This window comes from Streptomyces sp. Z423-1, from assembly GCF_013009255.1.
Lineage (GTDB): Bacteria > Actinomycetota > Actinomycetes > Streptomycetales > Streptomycetaceae > Streptomyces > Streptomyces gossypiisoli.
Map to the genome: position 1 here is coordinate 3,794,508 of NZ_CP053109.1, position 18,164 is coordinate 3,812,671.

Genomic DNA, 18,164 nt, shown 5'->3' on the forward strand with positions numbered 1-18,164 from the left:
GGCGGCCCGGAATCGCTCAGGCGCCGGACGGCCCCTGCTGGATCCGGGCCTCGTTGGCGTCGGTGCGGAAGACGTAGGCCCAGGCGGAGCCCGTGTCGGTGGTGTAGGTGAAGGCCGCCGGGTCGGTGGCCGACGGCGCGGTGCCGGCCTGCTGCCAGGCCTGCCACGTGCCGAAGACGCCCTGCTGGGTTTCGCGGGTGTGGTGGATCGCCCCGTCCGCTGCCCGCGCGACGACCTCGGTGAAGCCGGACGCGGGGTTGATGACGGCGGACGGAGCGCCGGTGGCGGTCAGGTCGCCGACCTGGGTCCAGGTGGCGGGGAAGGCCGCCCCCTCGCTCGCCTGGACCAGGTTGACGATCGTGCCGTCGGTGGTGCGGGCGAAGACACCGAGCCGGTAACCGGGGTAGACCACCACGGAGGGCGCGTGGGTGACCTTCCGGTCACCGAGGTTGGTCCAGGAACCGATCACGCCATCCTTGAAGGTCGCGGTGCGCAGCTGCCCGGTGGTGTCCGTGCCGAAGACCTGGATGCCGTCGCGGACGGTCACGGCCGTCAGCGGTCCGGCGAAGCCCTCGCCGTCGAGCCTGATCCAGCCCATGAAGTCCACGTTGGGCCGCTGCTGGGCGCGGTACCAGGGCTTGCCCTCGGCGTCGACGGCGAACTGCACCAGCACGTCGTCGGGCCGCTTGGCGGTGACCGGGGGCTCCTTCATCGCCCCGGCCAGGTTGACCCAGTCGCCCCAGGAGGAGCTGCCCGCGCTGTGGCGGCGCCACCAGATCTGGCTGTTGACGTTCTGGGCGGTCAGCGCCACCGCCCCGTCGGGCTGCTCGGCGAGCTGTGTCCGGCCGGAGAACGTCTCGCTGTCCGGGCCGGTCGTCCACTGGACGGAGGAGAAGTCGGCCGGGTCGGTCTGCCGGCCGTGGACGATACGGCCCGCGCTGTCGGTGTAGGCGTACTCGATCTCACCGGTGGACGTCTGCAGCACGTCGGCCGGGCCGGTGCGGTCGGCGTCGATCGCGGGGGACTCGGGCGTGTAGTCGGCCCTCAGGCCGCAGGAGTCCGGGGCACCGCTCACGCTGGTGTAGCCGGCCCAGTGGCTGCCGGAACCGATGAGGAGGTTGTAGACGCCGTCGAAGTTTCCGGACGGCTCGTGATAGCGGTAGTGGCGCACCTCGCCGTTGCCCTTGACGCGCACGATCACATCGCCGCCGAAGGACGTGATGTTCTTCGAGTCCCGCCAGTCGGCCCAGCTGACCGTGACGTGGCGCTGGAGCCAGCGCTCGCTCTCGAAGTCGTAGCGCGAGCGCAGCAGATGACCGGTCGCCGAGTCGATCCCGTACAGCACGCCGTCGTCGGTGGCGACGATGTGGCTGTAGCGGCCCCAGCCCGAGTCGATCTTCTTGTTGCCGGCCGGGTTCCAGCTGTTGGTGGCGCTGGTGTACTGCACCCACCGCAGGTCGCCGCCGCCGTCGACGTGCCAGATGTGGCCGCCGCGGTCGATGCTGATCTCGTTGCGGTTCTCGGGCAGCCGGTACGTCGTGAACCCGGTGCTGATCTTCCGGTGGTGGATGTCCCACGCGCCGGTGGAGGCGACGCGGTGGCTGAAGTAGAGGCCGTCGGCCTTGATGCCGTAGAAGCTGGCGAAGGGGCCGGCCAGGACGCGGGGGTACTGGTCCCAGCCGGTGTCGATGGTGGAGGCCGCGGGGACGGTGGCCGTTCCGTTGGCCGGGTCGCCCACGTTACGGCGCAGGAGGCTGCCGGCCGTGGTGACGGAGTAGAGGGCGCCGGTGGAGGCGCAGGCCGGTCCGACGTTGGCGTTGATCCAGGTGCGCACCTTGTCGATGCGGGTGCCGATCGCGCCGGTACGGGTCTCGGTCTCGTCGGTGCCGAAGCAACCGCCCTGCCAGGAGCGGCTGTTGATGCCGACGAGCTGCACGGTTCCGCCATCCTCACGGAAGGCGGGGCCGCCGGTGTCGCCCTTGCAGACGGCGGCGCCGTCCTTGCCGGTGATGCCGACCTCGGTGGCGCTCACCGAGTCCACCGTGAAGGTGCCGGTGTGCAGGCGCAGCGGGGCCCATTCGTCCTTGGTACGACCGTATCCGGCGACCCGCAGCTCCTCCCCGGCTGCGGGTGCGGTGGCACTCAGGGCGACGGGGGTGATGCCGGTGACCGGGCTGGCGAGCTTCGCCAGTACGAGGTCCTGGTCCGGGTGGGGAACGAGCTGGACGACGTTGCGCACCTGCCCGGTCGTGGTGGTGAGGTCGGTACGGCCGATGGTGGCGGTCGTCGCCAGCGCGGGCGCGCCCGCGGGCACGTCCAGGCCGGCGGCGGGGTTGTCGACGAAGCAGCTGGCGGCGGTGAGCAGCCACTGCGCGTACACCAGCGTGCCGGAGCAGGCGCGTTGGCCGTCGCCGATGTTCAGGCGGGCGGTGAAGGCGTAGGCGTTGTCGGACGCGGGCGAGCCGGTCACGGCCTGGGCCGGGGCGGCGGACACCAGCATCGGGGCGGCCGTGAGAGCCGCGCTGAACGCGGCCAGCGCGGAGAGGCGGGTACTACGGGGTCTGGGCATGTCCGTTTCCTTGAGGCGGGTGCGGATGGACCTGGCGGCTGACGGATCCGCCGGTTCGTGAAAAGGCGGGTCGAGGGCTAATGGGAGGTGACGACGGTCAGCAATCGGGCCGGGCCGCATTTTTGTCGGCACCGGCGGCCATCACCCGTGAAAGCAGTCTCATAAGGCCCCTTGACTTGGCTGTCCTCTGTCTTGGCTTCGTGAAATGAGCAACGCACACGGGCAAACAGACGACCCAACAGACTGAGCCATCAACTCGTCACGCAGCGGGTCGAGTTGATGATCAGTGAGCCGGGCCGAATCCGCATCTTTACACCCTCGCCTCCCACGCACAACCGTGACTCGGGCCACACGTTTTTGACCCGGCGCGCCCTTAGACGCACAAGGTGAACACCCGATTAAACGGAACGCCCCGTTCGGCCACCTGAAAGCAGGCTGAAGTTGGCCACACGGCGATAGACAAAGTCGGCGTGGAATGCCGGATTGCGAGCCGTGCCGCAATGGCGCGGCGTACGTTTCTCCTGGAATGGGAATACGGCAGCCCGGGCGCAGGAGGCACCGGCCGCCCTACGCCAACCCCCCACCCACCGTGAACCCGATCACCGCCCCGCCCCCCTCCCGCGCATAGGCGAACGTCGCGCCCCCGTGCGCCAGCGCCACCTCCCGCACGATCGACAACCCCAGCCCCGACCCCGGCAGTGACCGAGCGTCCGCCGCCCGGTAGAAGCGGTCGAAGACGCGCACCAGGTCGGCGTCCGCGATGCCCGGCCCCCGGTCGTGGACCTCCACCCGGATCGCCCCGGGCCGCGCCGGACCGGACACCACGATCTCGATCGGGGCGGTGCCGTCGGCATCGAACTTCGCCGCGTTCTCGACCAGGTTCGACAGCGCCCGCGTCAGCATCCCCGGCCGCCCCTCCGTCGTCGTGTCGCCGCTCGCCCGCACCTCGATCCGCCGCCCGGTACGCCGTCGCGCCAGGCCCGCGACACCCTCCGCGAGGTCGGCCACATCGACCCGCTGCGGTGGCTCGGAGTCCGACTGCCCGGCCGCCAGATCAACCAACTCGTTGACCAGGTCGGTCAGTTCCCGCGCCTCCTGCCCCAGATCGGCGACCAGCTCGTCCCGCGTCCCGGGCGGCAGCTCGTCGATCCGGCGCAGCAGCGAGATGTTCGTACGCAGCGAGGTCAGCGGCGTACGCAGCTCGTGTCCCGCGTCCTGCACCAGCCGCCGCTGGTCCTCCTCCGACTGGGCCAGCCGCCCCAGCATCCGGTCGAACGCACGCCCGAGCCGCCCCACCTCGTCGCTGCCGGTCACGGGTACGTCGATGCCCAGCCGCCGGGTACGGGCCACCGCCTCCGCCGCCGACGTCAGGATCACCAGCCGGCGGGTGATCCGCCGCGCCAGCCACCAGCCGAACAGCCCCGCCCCGACCACCACCGCCGCCATCAGCAGCAACGTCCGCTGCTGCAGCGTCCGCAGCAGATCCTCGGTGTCGCTGAACTCCTGCGCCACCTGCACCGCGCCCCGACCGCCGCCCAGCGCGACGGTCGCGACCCGGTAGACGTCGTCCCCGACGTCGACGTCCTCGTGCTGGGCCAGCGCCCCGGCCCGCGCCGCCCCCGCGATCTCCCGGTCGGCGTCGGTGACCGGCAGCCCCGGACTGCCCGGGTCGACGACACCGCCGTCCGGGCCGAGCACCTGCACATCCGTACGGGCGGGCCGGACGAAGTCGTGCCCCGGCGCCGAGGAGAAGTCCTCCGGGACCATCCGGCGTTCACTCACCTCGACCCGCAGATCCTGTACGACCTCGTCGAACACCGACTGCTGGTCGACCCGCACCAGCCGGGCGGCGGCCCCGTAGGACAGGATCCCGACGAGCACGGTGACGACGGCGGTCACCGTCGCGAAGGACACGGCGAACGTCGTCCGCAACGACACCAGCCGCGGCCGCCACCACCCACCGGACCCGGCCCTGGACCTGGACCCGGAGCCGGTCCCGGACCCGGTCCCGGGCGCTGCCCTCCGCAGGAGGCCCACTCAGCCCTCCCGCAGCACGTAACCCACCCCACGCACGGTGTGAATCAGCTGCGGCGCCCCCGGCTCGTCCAGCTTCCGGCGCAGATAACCGACGTACACGGCCAGATTCTTCGACCCCGGCCCGAAGTCGTACCCCCAGATCCGGTCGTAGATCGTGGAGTGGTCGAGCACGATCCCCTCGTTGCGCACCAGCAGCTCCAGCAGCTCGAACTCGGTGCGCGTCAGCTCCAGCTCCCGCTCCCCGCGCCAGGCCCGCCGCGCCTGCGGATCCATCCGCAGCCCGGCCGCCTCGACCTGCCGCTCGTGCGGCGCCGCCTTCTCCGGTACGCCGACGGCGGCGCCCCCGGTCGCCTCCGGCGGAGCCGTGCGCCGCAGCAGGGCCCGCAGCCGCGCGAAAACTTCCTCCACGTCGAACGGCTTCACGACATAGTCGTCGGCGCCCGCGTCCAGCCCCGCGATCCGGTCGGCCGTCTCCACGAGCGCCGTCAGCATCAGGATCGGCGTCCGGTCCCCCTCGGCCCGCAGCACCCGGCACACCTGGAGGCCGTCGATCCCCGGCATCATCACATCCAGCACCAGCACGTCCGGCGGCGTGCGATGGGCCTGCGCCAGCGCCTCGACGCCGTCGGCGACCGCGGTGACCCGGTAGCCCTCCAGGGTCAGGGCCCGTTCCAGGGCGTGACGGATCGCGCGGTCGTCCTCGGCGAGCAGAACAGTCTGGGGCACCTGTCCAGTGTGGCAAAGGGCGGCGGTCGTACGACCTGAAGAGCGAGCCGCCGCCGATCCTCTTACTGCCCTCTCACCCCGTTACTGCCCTCTCACCCGTTACTGCCCTCTCACCGTTACTGCCCTCTCACCCGGCGGAACGCAGAGCGGCGAGCTGCTCCTCGAACGGGACCACCCGCAGGTCCTCCTCAACGGCGGGCTTCGCTCCGGGCAACCCCGCCATCAGCCCCGCCAGCTCCCCCGCCGCCCGCTCGATCCGCCCGTCCAGCCCCTCCGCGCCCCAGTCCTCCGAGGCGGCGTACACGGCCGTCGGGACGACCACGGCCCGCAGATAGGAGAAGAGGGGGCGCAGCGCGTGCTCCAGAACGAGGGAGTGCCGGGCGCTGCCGCCGGTCGCGGCGATCAGCACCGGCTTGCCGACCAGCGCCTCGGGATCGATCACGTCGAAGAAGGACTTGAACAGCCCGCTGTACGACGCCGAGAACACCGGCGTGACCACGATCAGCCCGTCGGCCGCCGTTACGGCGTCGATCGCGGCGGACAGGTTCCGGCCGGGGAACCCGTTGGTGAAGTTGTGCGCGATCTCGACGGCGAGTTCGCGCAGCTCCACCACCTGGACCTCCGCCGCGGTCCGACCAGCGGTGGCCTTGGCCAGCCGGTCGCCCAGCAGCCGGGTGGACGACGGAACACTCAGCCCCGCGGACACCACGACGAGCTTCATTCGACGCTCACCCCTTCCGAGGCGGTCTCCTTCTCCGAAGCAGCGGCGAGCAGGGAAGCGTGGGTCGGCGCCTCCGGCACGTTCGCCGGCCGCCCGACGGCGAACTCCTTCCTCAGCACCGGCACGACCTCCTCGCCGAGCATGTCGATCTGCTCCAGCACGGTCTTCAGCGGCAGCCCGGCGTGGTCCATCAGGAACAGCTGGCGCTGGTAGTCACCGGCGTACTCGCGGAAGCTCAGCGTCTTCTCGATCACCTGCTGCGGCGACCCCACGGTCAGCGGCGTCTGGTCCGTGAAGTCCTCCAGCGACGGCCCGTGCCCGTACACCGGCGCGTTGTCGAAGTAGGGCCGGAACTCACGCACCGCGTCCTGCGAGTTCTTCCGCATGAACACCTGCCCGCCGAGCCCGACGATCGCCTGCTCGGGAGTGCCGTGCCCGTAGTGGGCGTACCGGGCCCGGTACAACTCGACCATCCGCTTGGTGTGATCGGCGGGCCAGAAGATGTTGTTGTGGAAGAACCCGTCGCCGTAGTAGGCGGCCTGCTCGGCTATCTCCGGCGACCGGATCGACCCGTGCCAGACGAACGGCGGCACCCCGTCCAGCGGCCGCGGCGTGGACGTGAACCCCTGGAGCGGCGTACGGAACTTCCCCTCCCAATCCACCACATCCTCGCGCCACAGCCGCCGCAGCAGGGCGTAGTTCTCGATGGCGAGGTTGATGCCCTGCCGGATGTCCTGCCCGAACCACGGATAGACCGGCCCGGTGTTCCCGCGCCCCATCATCAGGTCCGTCCGGCCGTCGGCCAGGTGCTGGAGCATCGCGAAGTCCTCGGCGATCTTCACCGGGTCGTTGGTGGTGATCAGCGTGGTGGAGGTGGACAGGACCAGCCTCTCGGTGCGGGCCGCGATGTAGCCGAGCATGGTCGTCGGCGAGGACGGCACAAAGGGCGGGTTGTGGTGCTCACCGGTGGCGAACACGTCGAGCCCCACTTCCTCGGCCTTCAGCGCGATGGCGACCATGGCCTTGATCCGCTCGCGCTCGGTCGGCGTACGGCCCGTGGTCGGGTCCGGCGTGACATCGCCGACGCTGAAGATCCCGAACTGCATGGTCGCTCAACCTCCAAGTTGTTTACGATTCAACTATACTCGCAAACGGGCACCCGGCCCCCCTTATTCCGCCCACCCGGCATGCCAAGCTGACGCCATGCTCGTCCTCCGCTCCGCCGCCCTCTTCGTCATCGCCGCGATCTTCGAGATCGGCGGCGCCTGGCTGGTCTGGCAGGGGTACCGGGAGCAGCGCGGCCTGCTCTGGATCGCCGGCGGCGTCCTCGCCCTCGGCGCCTACGGCTTCGTCGCCACCTTCCAGCCGGACGCCCACTTCGGCCGCGTCCTCGCCGCGTACGGCGGGATCTTCGTCGCCGGTTCCATCGGCTGGGGCATGATCGCGGACGGCTACCGCCCGGACCGCTGGGACATCACGGGCGCCCTGATCTGCCTCCTGGGCATGGCAGTGATCATGTACGCGCCCCGCGGCGACTGAACCGACGGCCCCCTGCCTATCCTGGCGACCAGGCACCCGATCTCCACCGAGGAGCAGCCGTATGACCCCCTCCGCAGCCTCCCGTATCGCCGTCGTCACCGGCGCCAGCAGCGGAATCGGCGCCGCCACGGCACGGCAGCTGGCGGCAGCGGGCTACCGCGTCGTCCTCACCGCCCGCCGCAAGGACCGCATCGAGGCGCTGGCCGAGGAGATCAACGCGACCGGCGGCCAGGCGACGGCGTACCCCCTGGACGTCACCGACCGCGCCGCGGTGGACGAGTTCGCGACCGCCTTCAAGACGGTCGGCGTGCTCGTGAACAACGCCGGCGGCGCACTGGGCGCCGACCCCGTGGCCACCGGCGACCCGGCGGACTGGCGCCAGATGTACGAGACCAACGTCATCGGCACCCTCAACCTCACCCAGGCGCTGCTCCCCAAGCTGGAGGCGAGCGGTGACGGCACGGTGGTGGTCGTCTCCTCCACGGCGGGCCACGCGACGTACGAGGGCGGCGCGGGCTACGTGGCCGCCAAGCACGGCGCCCACGTCCTGGCCGAAACGCTCCGCCTGGAGATCGTCGGCCGGCCGGTCCGCGTCATCGAGGTCGCTCCCGGCATGGTCAAGACGGACGAGTTCGCCCTGACCCGCTTCGCCGGCGACGAGGACAAGGCGGCGAAGGTCTACGAGGGCGTCCCCGACCCCCTCACCGCCGACGACGTGGCCGACACCATCACCTGGGCGATCACCCGCCCGAGCCACGTCAACATCGACCTCCTCGTCGTCCGCCCCCGAGCCCAGGCGTCGAACACCAAGGTCCACAGGGAGACCCCGTGACGGACCCCGACGAGAGACGCCGGGACGAGAGACGACGGGACGAGAGACGACGCGCCGAGGAGAAACGCGGCGAGCGCCACATGTGGATGTGGCGCTCACCTACTGACGTCAGCCCTTCACGCAGACGACCTGCCGCAGCTTCGCCACGACCTCGACCAGGTCCCGCTGCTGGTCGATGACCTGCTCGATCGGCTTGTAGGCGCCCGGGATCTCGTCCACCACGCCGGAGTCCTTACGGCACTCCACACCCCGTGTCTGCTCCTCCAGGTCCTTCGTCGAGAAGCGCCGCTTGGCTGCGTTCCGGCTCATCCGCCGGCCGGCGCCGTGGGAGGCGGAGTTGAAGGACTTCTCGTTGCCGAGGCCCCTCACGATGTACGAACCGGTGCCCATCGAGCCCGGGATGATCCCGTACTCCCCGGAACCGGCATGGATCGCGCCCTTGCGGGTGACGAGCAGGTCCATCCCCTCGTACCGCTCCTCCGCCACATAGTTGTGGTGGCAGGAGATCTCCTGCTCGAAGACCGGCTTGGCCTTCTTGAACTCCTTGCGGATCACATCCTTCAGGAGCGCCATCATGATCGCGCGGTTGTACTTGGCGTACTCCTGCGCCCAGAACAGGTCGTGTCGGTACGCCGCCATCTGCGGGGTGTCCGTGACGAAGACGGCGAGATCGCGGTCGATCAGGCCCTGGTTGTGCGGGAGCTTCTGGGCCACGCCGATGTGGTGCTCGGCGAGTTCCTTGCCGATGTTCCGGGAACCGGAGTGGAGCATAAGCCACACCGAACCAGATGAATCTACGCAAATCTCGACAAAATGATTCCCGTGGCCAAGTGTCCCCATTTGCGCAGCCGCCCGTTCCTTGCGGAACCGGACCGCCTCAGCAACCCGGTCGAACCGCTCCCAGAAGTCATCCCACCCCCCGGTCGCGAACCCATACAGCCGCCCCGGATCGACGGGACTGTCATGCATCCCCCGCCCCACCGGAATCACCTGCTCGATCTTCGACCGCAGCCGCGACAGATCCCCCGGCAGGTCGTTCGCCGTCAGCGACGTCTTCACCGCCGACATCCCGCACCCGATGTCGACACCGACCGCCGCCGGACAGACAGCCCCCCGCATCGCGATCACCGACCCGACCGTCGCGCCCTTGCCGTAGTGCACGTCCGGCATGACCGCCAGCCCCTTGATCCACGGCAGCGTCGCGACGTTCCGCAGCTGCTGCAGCGCCACATCCTCGACCGTCGCGGGGTCCGTCCACATACGGATCGGCACCTTCGCGCCCGGTATCTCGACATACGACATAACGTCCTCGTTCCCCCGGAAGAAAATCAAAAGCCTCGAAACGCAAAACCGGCGCAAGGTCGACGTAAAGGACAACGGACCGGCGTTCACGGCAGTGCGTGCGATACACATTGTCTCCGGGGCGAGCCCCGGCACAGCAAGCGATTAACCAGCGAGAGGAGCCTGACCGTGCAGCGGAAGGCGTACGTAACCGGCGTCGCCGCGCTCCTCGCGGCCCTGCTGGCCGGCTGCACCGGCGGCTCCGACGGCGGCGAGACCACGGACAGCGCCAACTCCGACAACGCCGGTACGGCGACGGCGGCGGCCGAACCCGGCCGCTACCGCACCCTCCCCGAACCGTGCGGCGCGGTCCGCGAGGACACCCTCGACTCCCTCCTGCCCGGCCTCCAGCAGATCGTCGACGAGGAACAGCGCGAGCAGGCCTACCAGGGCAAGCCCACGCTCACCTACGACAACGACCGCAAGGTCGGCTGCCGCTGGAAGGTCGAGTCCAGCTCCGCCACGGACCACCTGTTCATCGACTTCGAGCGCGTGGTGTCGTACGACAACACGGTCAGCGACGACGCCCGGGCGCAGGAGCTGTTCGCAGCCGCGCAGGAGGCGGCGGACCTCCCGGAGCCGACACCGACGGAGACGAACACCGAGACCGCGACGGCGGACGAGACCGAGTCCCCGAGCGGGACGACCTCCCCCTCGGCCACCACCTCCCCCTCGGGCACCACCAGCGGCTCATCAAGCCCTACCGGCCCCGCCTCCAGCGCAACCCCCGCCGCCCTCCAACCCCGCGTCCTCGACGGCCTCGCCGACGAGGCCTTCCTCGACGACGAGCTGAGCAGCTCGGGTTCGACGGCCAAGCAGCGCACGGTGACTGTGGCGTTCCGCACGTCCAACGTCATCGTGACCATCGAGTACGAGGAGCAGCCGGCGACCGTCGGAGTCGTACCGGACAGCAAGGAAATGCAGGACAGGGCCCGGAAATTGGCCGCGCAGCTGGCCGATTCGCTCGCGGCGTAGCGCCTCTTCGCGCCCCCGCGCGAAGAGGCGGAACCGAGGCCGCGCACTTCCCTCACCGCGTACCGTGACCTCTCGGACCCGTTACCCGAGCGTCATGAGTGAAGGAACCATGCAGCGACGAGCACGAGCCGACCAGCACAGCCAGCGAGCCAGCCGCCTCACCCGCGTCCTTGTCGGCGCGGCGGCCGTCCCCGTGATGCTGATCGCCGCAGGCTGCTCCTCGGACTCCGGCTCCGGGTCCGGCTCCGACGCCAAGCAGGCGTCGGAGAGCCCGGCGGGCGCGTCCGCGAGCCCCTCGCCCACCGTGCAGGCGGCGGCGTACGCGGAGCTGCCCGAGCCGTGCAAGGTGCTGTCGGCGAAGACGTTGGAGGAACTGGTCCCGGAGGCGGGCAAGTCGGGCAAGGAAGCCGACTCGGACGATGTGTCGACCCGGGCCGGCTGTTCCTGGGACAGCCTCGACAACAACGGCGTCGACGGCTCGCAGTTCCGCTGGCTGAGCGTCTCCCTGCTGCGCTTCGAGTCCGACGTCACGCGCGGCGCGGGCGAGCAGCGGGCGCAGGAGTACTACGAGAAGCAGGTCACCGACGCCCAGTCGACCGAGGGCGCCAAGAACACCAAGGCCGAGCAGCTGACCGGCACCGGCGACCAGGCGACGGCCGTGCGTTACGACCTGAAGAAGAAGGAAGGCGCCTTCAAGCAGCAGACGATCGTGGCGCGCGTCGAGAACGTCGTCGTCACCCTCGACTACAACGGCGCGGGCCTGGCCGGCGACGAGACGCCGGACGCCGACGACCTGATGAAGGCGGCGAAGAAGGCGGCCAAGGAGGCGGTGACCGCGGTCACGAAGGCGAACGGGACGGACGCCTCGGCGACTCCGGGCGGCACGGACTCCCCTTCCAAGTCGGCCACTTCGTCCGAAAGCCCCGCGAAGAAGAGCTGACCCCGACCACCCGGCGGATCACCGGCAGCCACCGGAAGTGTCACGGAAGGGCGGACGTACACGATCCGGCCACCCGTTCCCCGTACGCATGTGCCACTCTGTTGGGCGCGTAACAACACGCAGTGGGAGGGGAAATACGGGTGGCCGCGCCACTTCAGCTGACACGGATGCACCGCGTTCTCATCGGCGTGGTCGTCTTCGGTGCCGTGATCATCGCGGGCATCGGCTTCGCGGGCTCGTACGCAGCCGTACGCGAACTCGCCGTCAAGAAGGGCTTCGGGGACTTCAGTTACGTCTTCCCGATCGGCATCGACGCGGGCATCTGCGTCCTGCTCGCCCTGGACCTGCTCCTCACCTGGATCCGCATCCCCTTCCCGCTGCTCCGTCAGACGGCCTGGCTGCTGACGGCGGCGACGATCGCCTTCAACGGCGCGGCGGCCTGGCCGGACCCGCTGGGCGTCGGTATGCACGGCGTCATCCCGATCCTGTTCGTGGTCTCGGTGGAGGCGGCCCGGCACGCGATCGGCCGCATCGCGGACATCACGGCCGACAAGCACATGGAGGGCGTCCGCCTCACCCGCTGGCTGCTCTCCCCCATCCCCACCTTCCTCCTCTGGCGCCGCATGAAGCTGTGGGAGCTCCGCTCCTACGACCAGGTCATCAAGCTGGAGCAGGAACGTCTCGTCTACCAGGCCCGCCTCCGCTCCCGCTACGGCCGCGCCTGGCGCCGCAAGGCCCCGGTGGAGGCCCTGATGCCGCTCCGCCTGGCCAAGTACGGCGTCCCCCTCGCGGACACGGCCCCGTCGGGCCTGGCGGCGGCGGGCATCGAGCCGACGCTGATACCCCCGGTGCCACAGCAGCACGCCCTGGAGTCAGCAACGGCACCCCCCGGCGAACAGCGCCCCCAACGCCACAACAACCAGGACCCCGTACAACGCGACCAGCCGGAGCACCAGAACCCCTGGCTACACGCCCGCGACCCCCAGACCATCGAGTACCACGGCGGCTACGACCCCAACTACGACCCGGAGGCCGCGTACGCCGAGTGGTACGAGGAGCAGCGCCAGGCGGAGCAGTCCCAGCAGTACCAGCAGCAGTACGAGGAACCCCCGCCGGTCCCCGAGCCCTCCCCCGAGGACACCGGCACGTTCCCCATCCCGGTGGGCCCGGGCCGCACGCGCGAACTCGGCGAAGGCGGCGGCACCCCGCCCCCGCAGCCGGACGACGAGTCGTTCTACCAGGTCTTCAAGCAGTCGATCAACGGCAGCTACCCGACCCCGAACCAGCTCATCGACAACATCGAGGCGGAGTTCGGCATCCGCCTCGACGGCACGGAGGCCAAGCGCCTGGTCAACGACTTCACGAACCGCCACTACACGGAACTGGAAGAAGACCACATCGCGTAGGACGAAGGGGCCCTCGCTCGAGGGCCCCTCTCTGTTCTCTGTCCTACTCCCCGAGGTTGTCTGTCCTACTCCCCGAGGTTGTCTGTCCTACTCCCCGAGGTTGTCTGTCCTACTCCCCGAGCAGGGCCCGTACCCGCTCCTGCCCCACCGCCAGCAGCAGCGTCGGCAGCCGCGGCCCGGTGTCCCGGCCCACCAGCAGGTGGTACAGCAGTGCGAAGAACGCCCGCTGGGCCGTCTTGATCTCCGGCGGCAGTTCCTTCGGCGTGGCGTCGGCCGGGAAGCCCGCCTGGACCTTGGGCACCCCGTACACGAGGTGCGTCAGGCCGTCCAGCGACCAGTGGTCCGCCAGCCCGTCGAGCAGCAGCCGGATCGACCGCTGGGACGCCTCGTCGAGCGACTTCAGCAGCTCGACGTCGGGCTCCTCGCGCACGATGGTCCGCTGGTCGGCGGGCACGTGCGTGTTGATCCACGCCTCGGCCTTGCCGTACCGGGGACGCACCTCGTCCAGCGAGCCGAGCGGCTTGTCGGGGTCCAGCTCGCTGAGGATCCGCAGCGCCTGGTCCTCGTGCCCGGCGGTGATGTCGGCGACGGACGCGAGCGTCCGGTACGGCATCGGCCGTGGCGTCCTCGGCAGCTCACCGGCGGCCGTGCGCACCGCACGCGAGTGCGCGGCCACGTCCGCAGGCAGCGCGGAACCGTCGGCCACCTTGGCGTCGAGCTTGTCCCACTCGTCGTAGAGCCGCTGGATCTCCTGGTCGAAGGCGATCTTGAACGACTGGTTGGGCCTGCGCCGGGCGTACAGCCAGCGCAGCAGCTGCGGCTCCATGATCTTCAGCGCGTCGGCCGGGGTGGGCACCCCGCCCCGCGAGGACGACATCTTCGCCATCCCGGAGATCCCGACGAACGCGTACATGGGCCCGATCGGCTGCTTGCCGCCGAAGATCCCGACGATCTGGCCGCCCACCTGGAAGCTGGACCCCGGGGACGAGTGGTCGACACCGCTCGGCTCGAAGATCACGCCCTCGTAGGCCCACCGCATCGGCCAGTCGACCTTCCAGACCAGCTTGCCGCGGTTGAACTCGTTCAGCCGGACGGTCTCGGCGAAGCCGCACTCGTTGCAGGTGTACGACAGCTCGGTGGTGTCGTCGATGTAGGAGGTGACGGTGGTGAGGTCCTTCTCGCAGTTGCCGCAGTAGGGCTTGTACGGGAAGTACCCGGCGGCACCGGAGCTGCCGTCGTCCTCGCTCGCCGCCCCCGACCCCTCCGCGGCCTCGATCTCCGCCTCGTCGACGGCCTTCTGCTGCGGCTTCTTGGCCTGCGCCTTCGGCTTGGTCCGGTACTGCGCGAGCACGGCGTCGATCTCGCCCCGGTGCCGCATCGCGTGCAGGATCTGCTCGCGGTACACCCCGGAGGTGTACTGCGCGGTCTGGCTGATCCCGTCGAACTCGACGCCCAGCTCGGCCAGCGACTCGATCATGGCCGCCTTGAAGTGCTCGGCCCAGTTCGGGTACGACGACCCCGCGGGCGCCGGCACCGAGGTCAGCGGCTTGCCGATGTGCTCGCTCCAGGACGCGTCAACCCCGGCGACACCGGCGGGCACCTTCCGGTACCGGTCGTAGTCGTCCCACGAGATCAGATGCCGCACCTCGTAGCCCCGCCGCCGGATCTCGTCGGCGACGAGGTGCGGGGTCATGACCTCGCGGAGGTTGCCCAGGTGAATGGGACCGGACGGCGAGAGCCCGGACGCGACGACGACGGGTTTGCCCGGGGCCCGACGCTCCGACTCCTCGATGACCTCGTCCGCGAAACGGGAGACCCAGTCGGTGGTCTCGGTGCTCAGAGCCACGATCGGCACGTCCTCTTTTTTCCTGAGAGCTGTGGTGAAGGTTCTCCATTCTCCCAGACCGCATCGCGCCCGGGAAAACCGCTTTACCCCCCATGGGATACTGACCGTGTCTATCCATCCCCACGAGGAGAACGGCACCCATTCCTATGGCCCCGGTCACGTCCCTCAGCGACTCCGTCAACCAGCAGCTCGCCTCCGCCATCTCCGCGGCCCTGCCGGAGACCACCGCGGACCCGCTGCTGCGACGTAGCGACCGGGCCGACTTCCAGGCGAACGGCATTCTGGCGCTCGCCAAGAAGGCGAAGGCGAACCCTCGTGACCTGGCGACTCAGGTCGTCGCCCGGGTGGCCACCGGTGATGTGATCAGGGACATCGAGGTCTCTGGCCCCGGCTTCCTGAACGTCACGATCACCGACAAGTCGATCATCGAGAACCTCGCGGCCCGGTACGCCGACACGGACCGTCTCGGTGTACCCCAGGCGGAGCGTCCCGGCACGACGGTCATCGACTACGCCCAGCCGAACGTGGCGAAGGAGATGCACGTCGGCCACCTCCGCTCCGCGGTGATCGGCGACTCGGTCGTCCAGCTCCTGGAGTTCACCGGCGAGAACGTCGTCCGCCGGCACCACATCGGCGACTGGGGCACCCAGTTCGGCATGCTCATCCAGTACCTCGACGAGCACCCGCACGAGCTGGACCACAAGGCCGGCACCGAGGACACCGCGGTCTCCGGCGAGGAGGCGATGTCGAACCTCGACCGCCTCTACAAGGCCGCCCGCAAGCTGTTCGACTCCGACGAGGAGTTCAAGACCAGGGCGCGCCGCCGTGTCGTCGACCTCCAGGCCGGCGACCCGCACACGCTCGCCATGTGGCAGAAGTTCGTCGACGAGTCGAAGATCTACTTCTTCTCCGTCTTCGAGAAGCTGGACATGGAGGTCCGCGACGCGGACATCGTCGGCGAGTCCGGCTACAACGACATGCTCGCGGAGACCTGCCGCCTCCTGGAGGAATCGGGAGTGGCCGTCCGCTCGGAGGGCGCCCTGTGCGTCTTCTTCGACGACATCAAGGGCCCGGACGGCAAGCCGGTCCCGCTGATCGTGCAGAAGTCGGACGGCGGCTACGGCTACGCGGCGACGGACCTGTCCGCGATCCGCGACCGCGTCTTCAACCTGAAGGCGAACAGCCTGATCTACGTCGTGGACGCCCGCCAGTCCCTGCACTTCAAGATGGTCTTCGAGACGGCCCGCAGGGCGGGCTGGCTGAACGACGACGTGAAGGCGTACCAGCTGGCCTTCGGCACGGTCCTCGGCAAGGACGGCAAGCCGTTCAAGACGCGTGAGGGCGAGACGGTCCGGCTGGTCGACCTCCTCGACGAGGCGATCGACCGCGCCTCCGCCGTCGTACGGGAGAAGGCCCAGGACCTCTCCGAGGAGGAGATCGCCGAGCGCGGCGCCCAGGTGGGCATCGGCGCGGTGAAGTACGCCGACCTGTCCACCTCGGCGAACCGGGACTACAAGTTCGACCTGGACCAGATGGTCTCGCTGAACGGCGACACGTCGGTCTACCTCCAGTACGCGTACGCCCGTATCCAGTCGATCCTCCGCAAGGCCCGCGAGTCCCGCCCGCAGGCCCACCCGGAGCTGGAGCTGCACGAGGCGGAGCGCGCACTGGGCCTGCACGTGGACGCGTTCGCGGAGACGGTCGCGGAGGCGGCGACGGAGTACGCCCCGCACAAGCTGGCGGCGTACCTCTACCAGCTGGCGTCGCTGTACACGTCGTTCTACGACAAGTGCCCGGTCCTGAAGGCCGAGACTCCGGCGCACATCGAGAACCGCCTGTTCCTCTGCGACATCACGGCCCGCACCCTGCACCAGGGCATGGCCCTGCTGGGCATCAGGACGCCTGAGCGTCTCTGACCTACTCGACCATCCAACGGCCCTCGTACTGTTACCTTTTGAGGCCATTGGTCGTCGAGGGGGACTGCGGATGTCCGGGGGACGGACGGCGCGGCGGAGTTCGTCGTGCGTCGTGTTCGATGTCGGGTTGGCGGCGGAGCAGCTGCCCGCGGAGTGGGCCGAAGGCCCGCTGCCCGCGCTGCTCACCGACGGGTCGGCCGCCGACCGCGACCGGCGTCTGACGTACTTCGAACCGCGCGTCGGCGAGTCCCTGTTCGGCACCCCGGCCCGCCCGGCCCGCTGGCATCTGCGCCGCCCGCCGGACGGGGACGAACCCACCGTGGAGGCCATGGAGTTACTCCGCGTGCCCGCCGCCGCCGGTCTGCCGGACCGCGACGCGGGCCTCTGCGTGCTGCACGTCCGCCTGGGCGACGACCCGTCGGCGGAGCTGGCCGCCCTCGCCGCCCTCCCCACCGACCACGCCCGTCTGGCGAAGCTCCTGCCGAGGGGCGTACGGGTCGCCGACGGGGCGAGCCGCGCCTGGACCCTGGCCCACGTGACGTTCCCCCAGGGGCCGCCGCCCACGGTGATGCCCGCCGCGTACGCGTCGTGGAGCACACACGACCAGTGGCTGTGGCTGCTGGCCTCCCGAAGCCCTCTGGAGCGCTTCGCCCCCGACCCCGAGGACACCGGCCTGTTCGCCGGCCGGGTCCGCTTCTCCGCCGACTGGCAGGCGCTGGTGCTGCGGGACGGGGCCGCGTTCGTCGGCCTCTCCCCGGATCCCGGCGGCGAGGAGACGTTCCACGCCACGGCCGCCCACCACGTCCACACCATCTACCTCGATGTGTTCCTGCTGGGCCGGCTCCAGCACCTGGGCGCCAACTCCCTCGCCAACACCGTCTCCGCGCTCACCGCGCGCGAGTCCGACGCGAAGCGCCTGCTCCGCCTGGAAGGCCGCCTGATCGAGCTGCGCCGCGCCCTGTGGTCGTCCCACATCACCTCCCGGGGCAAGGCCAACGAACTGCTCGAACGCTTCCAGGAACAGCACCGCCTGGAGCAGTTGCTGGCGCACAGCGGAGCCGGCCTGGCCGAGACGGCCCGCTATGTGGAGGCGGCCCGCTCCCGCCGGACGTCGGTAGCGCTGGGCCTGCTGTCGGCGGTGGGCCTGCCGTTCGGCGTCGCGTACGCGGCCGGGGCGCTGTGGGGTACGCCGGGACCCTGGACGCTTCTCGTCACGACCGTCGTGGCGCTGCTGCTCACGGTCTCGGCGTTCGTACTGCTCCCGCCACTGCGGGGCCTGGTGTCCGACACGGTGTGGGACAGGGCGGAGGACTGAG

General features: G+C 70.0%; 14 protein-coding genes. 7 read left to right on the forward strand and 7 right to left on the reverse strand.

Translation table 11 applies throughout. The features are described 5' to 3' along the window. Positions 1-16: 16 nt before the first annotated feature. From HJD23_RS16995 to HJD23_RS17015, 5 genes are all read right to left on the reverse strand, one after another. On the reverse strand, positions 17-2,569 hold the full coding sequence (locus HJD23_RS16995; RefSeq protein WP_171112622.1) for a tachylectin-related carbohydrate-binding protein: 2,553 nt from the start codon (positions 2,567-2,569) through the stop codon (positions 17-19). Between the two features lie 567 nt (positions 2,570-3,136). Then, complete coding sequence (locus tag HJD23_RS17000) at positions 3,137-4,510, reverse strand: HAMP domain-containing sensor histidine kinase (RefSeq protein WP_232107878.1); 1,374 nt, start codon at positions 4,508-4,510, stop codon at positions 3,137-3,139. Positions 4,511-4,606: 96 nt separating this feature from the next. Beyond that, positions 4,607-5,332 carry a response regulator transcription factor gene (locus HJD23_RS17005; protein ID WP_171112624.1) on the reverse strand — a complete coding sequence of 242 codons (726 nt, stop codon included), beginning with the start codon at positions 5,330-5,332 and terminating at the stop codon, positions 4,607-4,609. A gap of 127 nt (positions 5,333-5,459) precedes the next feature. Next, entirely contained in the window at positions 5,460-6,053 is a 594-nt protein-coding gene (locus HJD23_RS17010; RefSeq protein ID WP_171112626.1) for an FMN reductase, read from the reverse strand. Beyond that, on the reverse strand, positions 6,050-7,159 hold the full coding sequence (locus tag HJD23_RS17015; protein ID WP_171112628.1) for an LLM class flavin-dependent oxidoreductase: 1,110 nt from the start codon (positions 7,157-7,159) through the stop codon (positions 6,050-6,052). The genes HJD23_RS17010 and HJD23_RS17015 overlap by 4 nt, the downstream gene beginning before the upstream one ends. A 97-nt stretch (positions 7,160-7,256) precedes the next feature. On the opposite strand from HJD23_RS17015, the gene HJD23_RS17020 reads away from it, so the two are divergent. Both HJD23_RS17020 and HJD23_RS17025 read left to right on the forward strand, forming a co-directional pair. Beyond that, positions 7,257-7,592 carry a YnfA family protein gene (locus tag HJD23_RS17020; protein ID WP_171112630.1) on the forward strand — a complete coding sequence of 112 codons (336 nt, stop codon included), beginning with the start codon at positions 7,257-7,259 and terminating at the stop codon, positions 7,590-7,592. 61 nt (positions 7,593-7,653) lie between these two features. Beyond that, positions 7,654-8,424, forward strand: coding sequence for an SDR family NAD(P)-dependent oxidoreductase (locus HJD23_RS17025; RefSeq protein WP_171112632.1), 771 nt, complete (start codon positions 7,654-7,656; stop codon positions 8,422-8,424). Positions 8,425-8,532: 108 nt separating this feature from the next. On the opposite strand, the gene HJD23_RS17030 is transcribed toward HJD23_RS17025, so the two are convergent. After that, positions 8,533-9,726: an RtcB family protein gene (locus HJD23_RS17030; protein ID WP_171112634.1), complete on the reverse strand. Its 1,194-nt coding sequence runs from the start codon at positions 9,724-9,726 to the stop codon at positions 8,533-8,535. A gap of 168 nt (positions 9,727-9,894) precedes the next feature. On the opposite strand from HJD23_RS17030, the gene HJD23_RS17035 reads away from it, so the two are divergent. From HJD23_RS17035 to HJD23_RS17045, 3 genes are all read left to right on the forward strand, one after another. Further along, a complete protein-coding gene (locus HJD23_RS17035; protein WP_171112636.1) occupies positions 9,895-10,740 on the forward strand; it encodes a DUF3558 domain-containing protein in 846 nt (281 codons plus the stop codon). Between the two features lie 94 nt (positions 10,741-10,834). Beyond that, positions 10,835-11,680: a DUF3558 family protein gene (locus HJD23_RS17040; protein ID WP_171134038.1), complete on the forward strand. Its 846-nt coding sequence runs from the start codon at positions 10,835-10,837 to the stop codon at positions 11,678-11,680. A gap of 167 nt (positions 11,681-11,847) precedes the next feature. Continuing rightward, positions 11,848-13,086: a DUF2637 domain-containing protein gene (locus HJD23_RS17045; protein WP_171112638.1), complete on the forward strand. Its 1,239-nt coding sequence runs from the start codon at positions 11,848-11,850 to the stop codon at positions 13,084-13,086. A 109-nt stretch (positions 13,087-13,195) separates the two neighbouring features. Here HJD23_RS17045 and lysS read toward each other — a convergent pair whose 3' ends face one another. Further along, complete coding sequence (gene lysS, locus HJD23_RS17050; protein WP_171112640.1) at positions 13,196-14,941, reverse strand: lysine--tRNA ligase; 1,746 nt, start codon at positions 14,939-14,941, stop codon at positions 13,196-13,198. Positions 14,942-15,078: 137 nt separating this feature from the next. Between lysS and argS the strand changes: the two genes are divergently transcribed. Further along, positions 15,079-16,848: an arginine--tRNA ligase gene (gene argS, locus HJD23_RS17055; RefSeq protein WP_171112643.1), complete on the forward strand. Its 1,770-nt coding sequence runs from the start codon at positions 15,079-15,081 to the stop codon at positions 16,846-16,848. Positions 16,849-16,960: 112 nt separating this feature from the next. After that, a complete protein-coding gene (locus HJD23_RS17060) occupies positions 16,961-18,163 on the forward strand; it encodes a hypothetical protein (RefSeq protein ID WP_240980730.1) in 1,203 nt (400 codons plus the stop codon). The last annotated feature ends 1 nt before the right edge of the window (position 18,164 follow it).

What these genes read in the sequence shown, in the direction of transcription:
- HJD23_RS16995 (WP_171112622.1), bottom strand. Translation starts at nt 2,569, where the DNA reads ATGCCCAGACCCCGTAGTACCCGCCTCTCCGCGCTGGCCGCGTTCAGC.
- HJD23_RS17010 (WP_171112626.1), bottom strand. Translation starts at nt 6,053, where the DNA reads ATGAAGCTCGTCGTGGTGTCCGCGGGGCTGAGTGTTCCGTCGTCCACC.
- HJD23_RS17015 (WP_171112628.1), bottom strand. Translation starts at nt 7,159, where the DNA reads ATGCAGTTCGGGATCTTCAGCGTCGGCGATGTCACGCCGGACCCGACC.
- HJD23_RS17020 (WP_171112630.1), top strand. Translation starts at nt 7,257, where the DNA reads ATGCTCGTCCTCCGCTCCGCCGCCCTCTTCGTCATCGCCGCGATCTTC.
- HJD23_RS17025 (WP_171112632.1), top strand. Translation starts at nt 7,654, where the DNA reads ATGACCCCCTCCGCAGCCTCCCGTATCGCCGTCGTCACCGGCGCCAGC.
- HJD23_RS17030 (WP_171112634.1), bottom strand. Translation starts at nt 9,726, where the DNA reads ATGTCGTATGTCGAGATACCGGGCGCGAAGGTGCCGATCCGTATGTGG.
- HJD23_RS17040 (WP_171134038.1), top strand. Translation starts at nt 10,835, where the DNA reads ATGAGTGAAGGAACCATGCAGCGACGAGCACGAGCCGACCAGCACAGC.
- HJD23_RS17045 (WP_171112638.1), top strand. Translation starts at nt 11,848, where the DNA reads ATGCACCGCGTTCTCATCGGCGTGGTCGTCTTCGGTGCCGTGATCATC.
- argS (WP_171112643.1), top strand. Translation starts at nt 15,079, where the DNA reads ATGGCCCCGGTCACGTCCCTCAGCGACTCCGTCAACCAGCAGCTCGCC.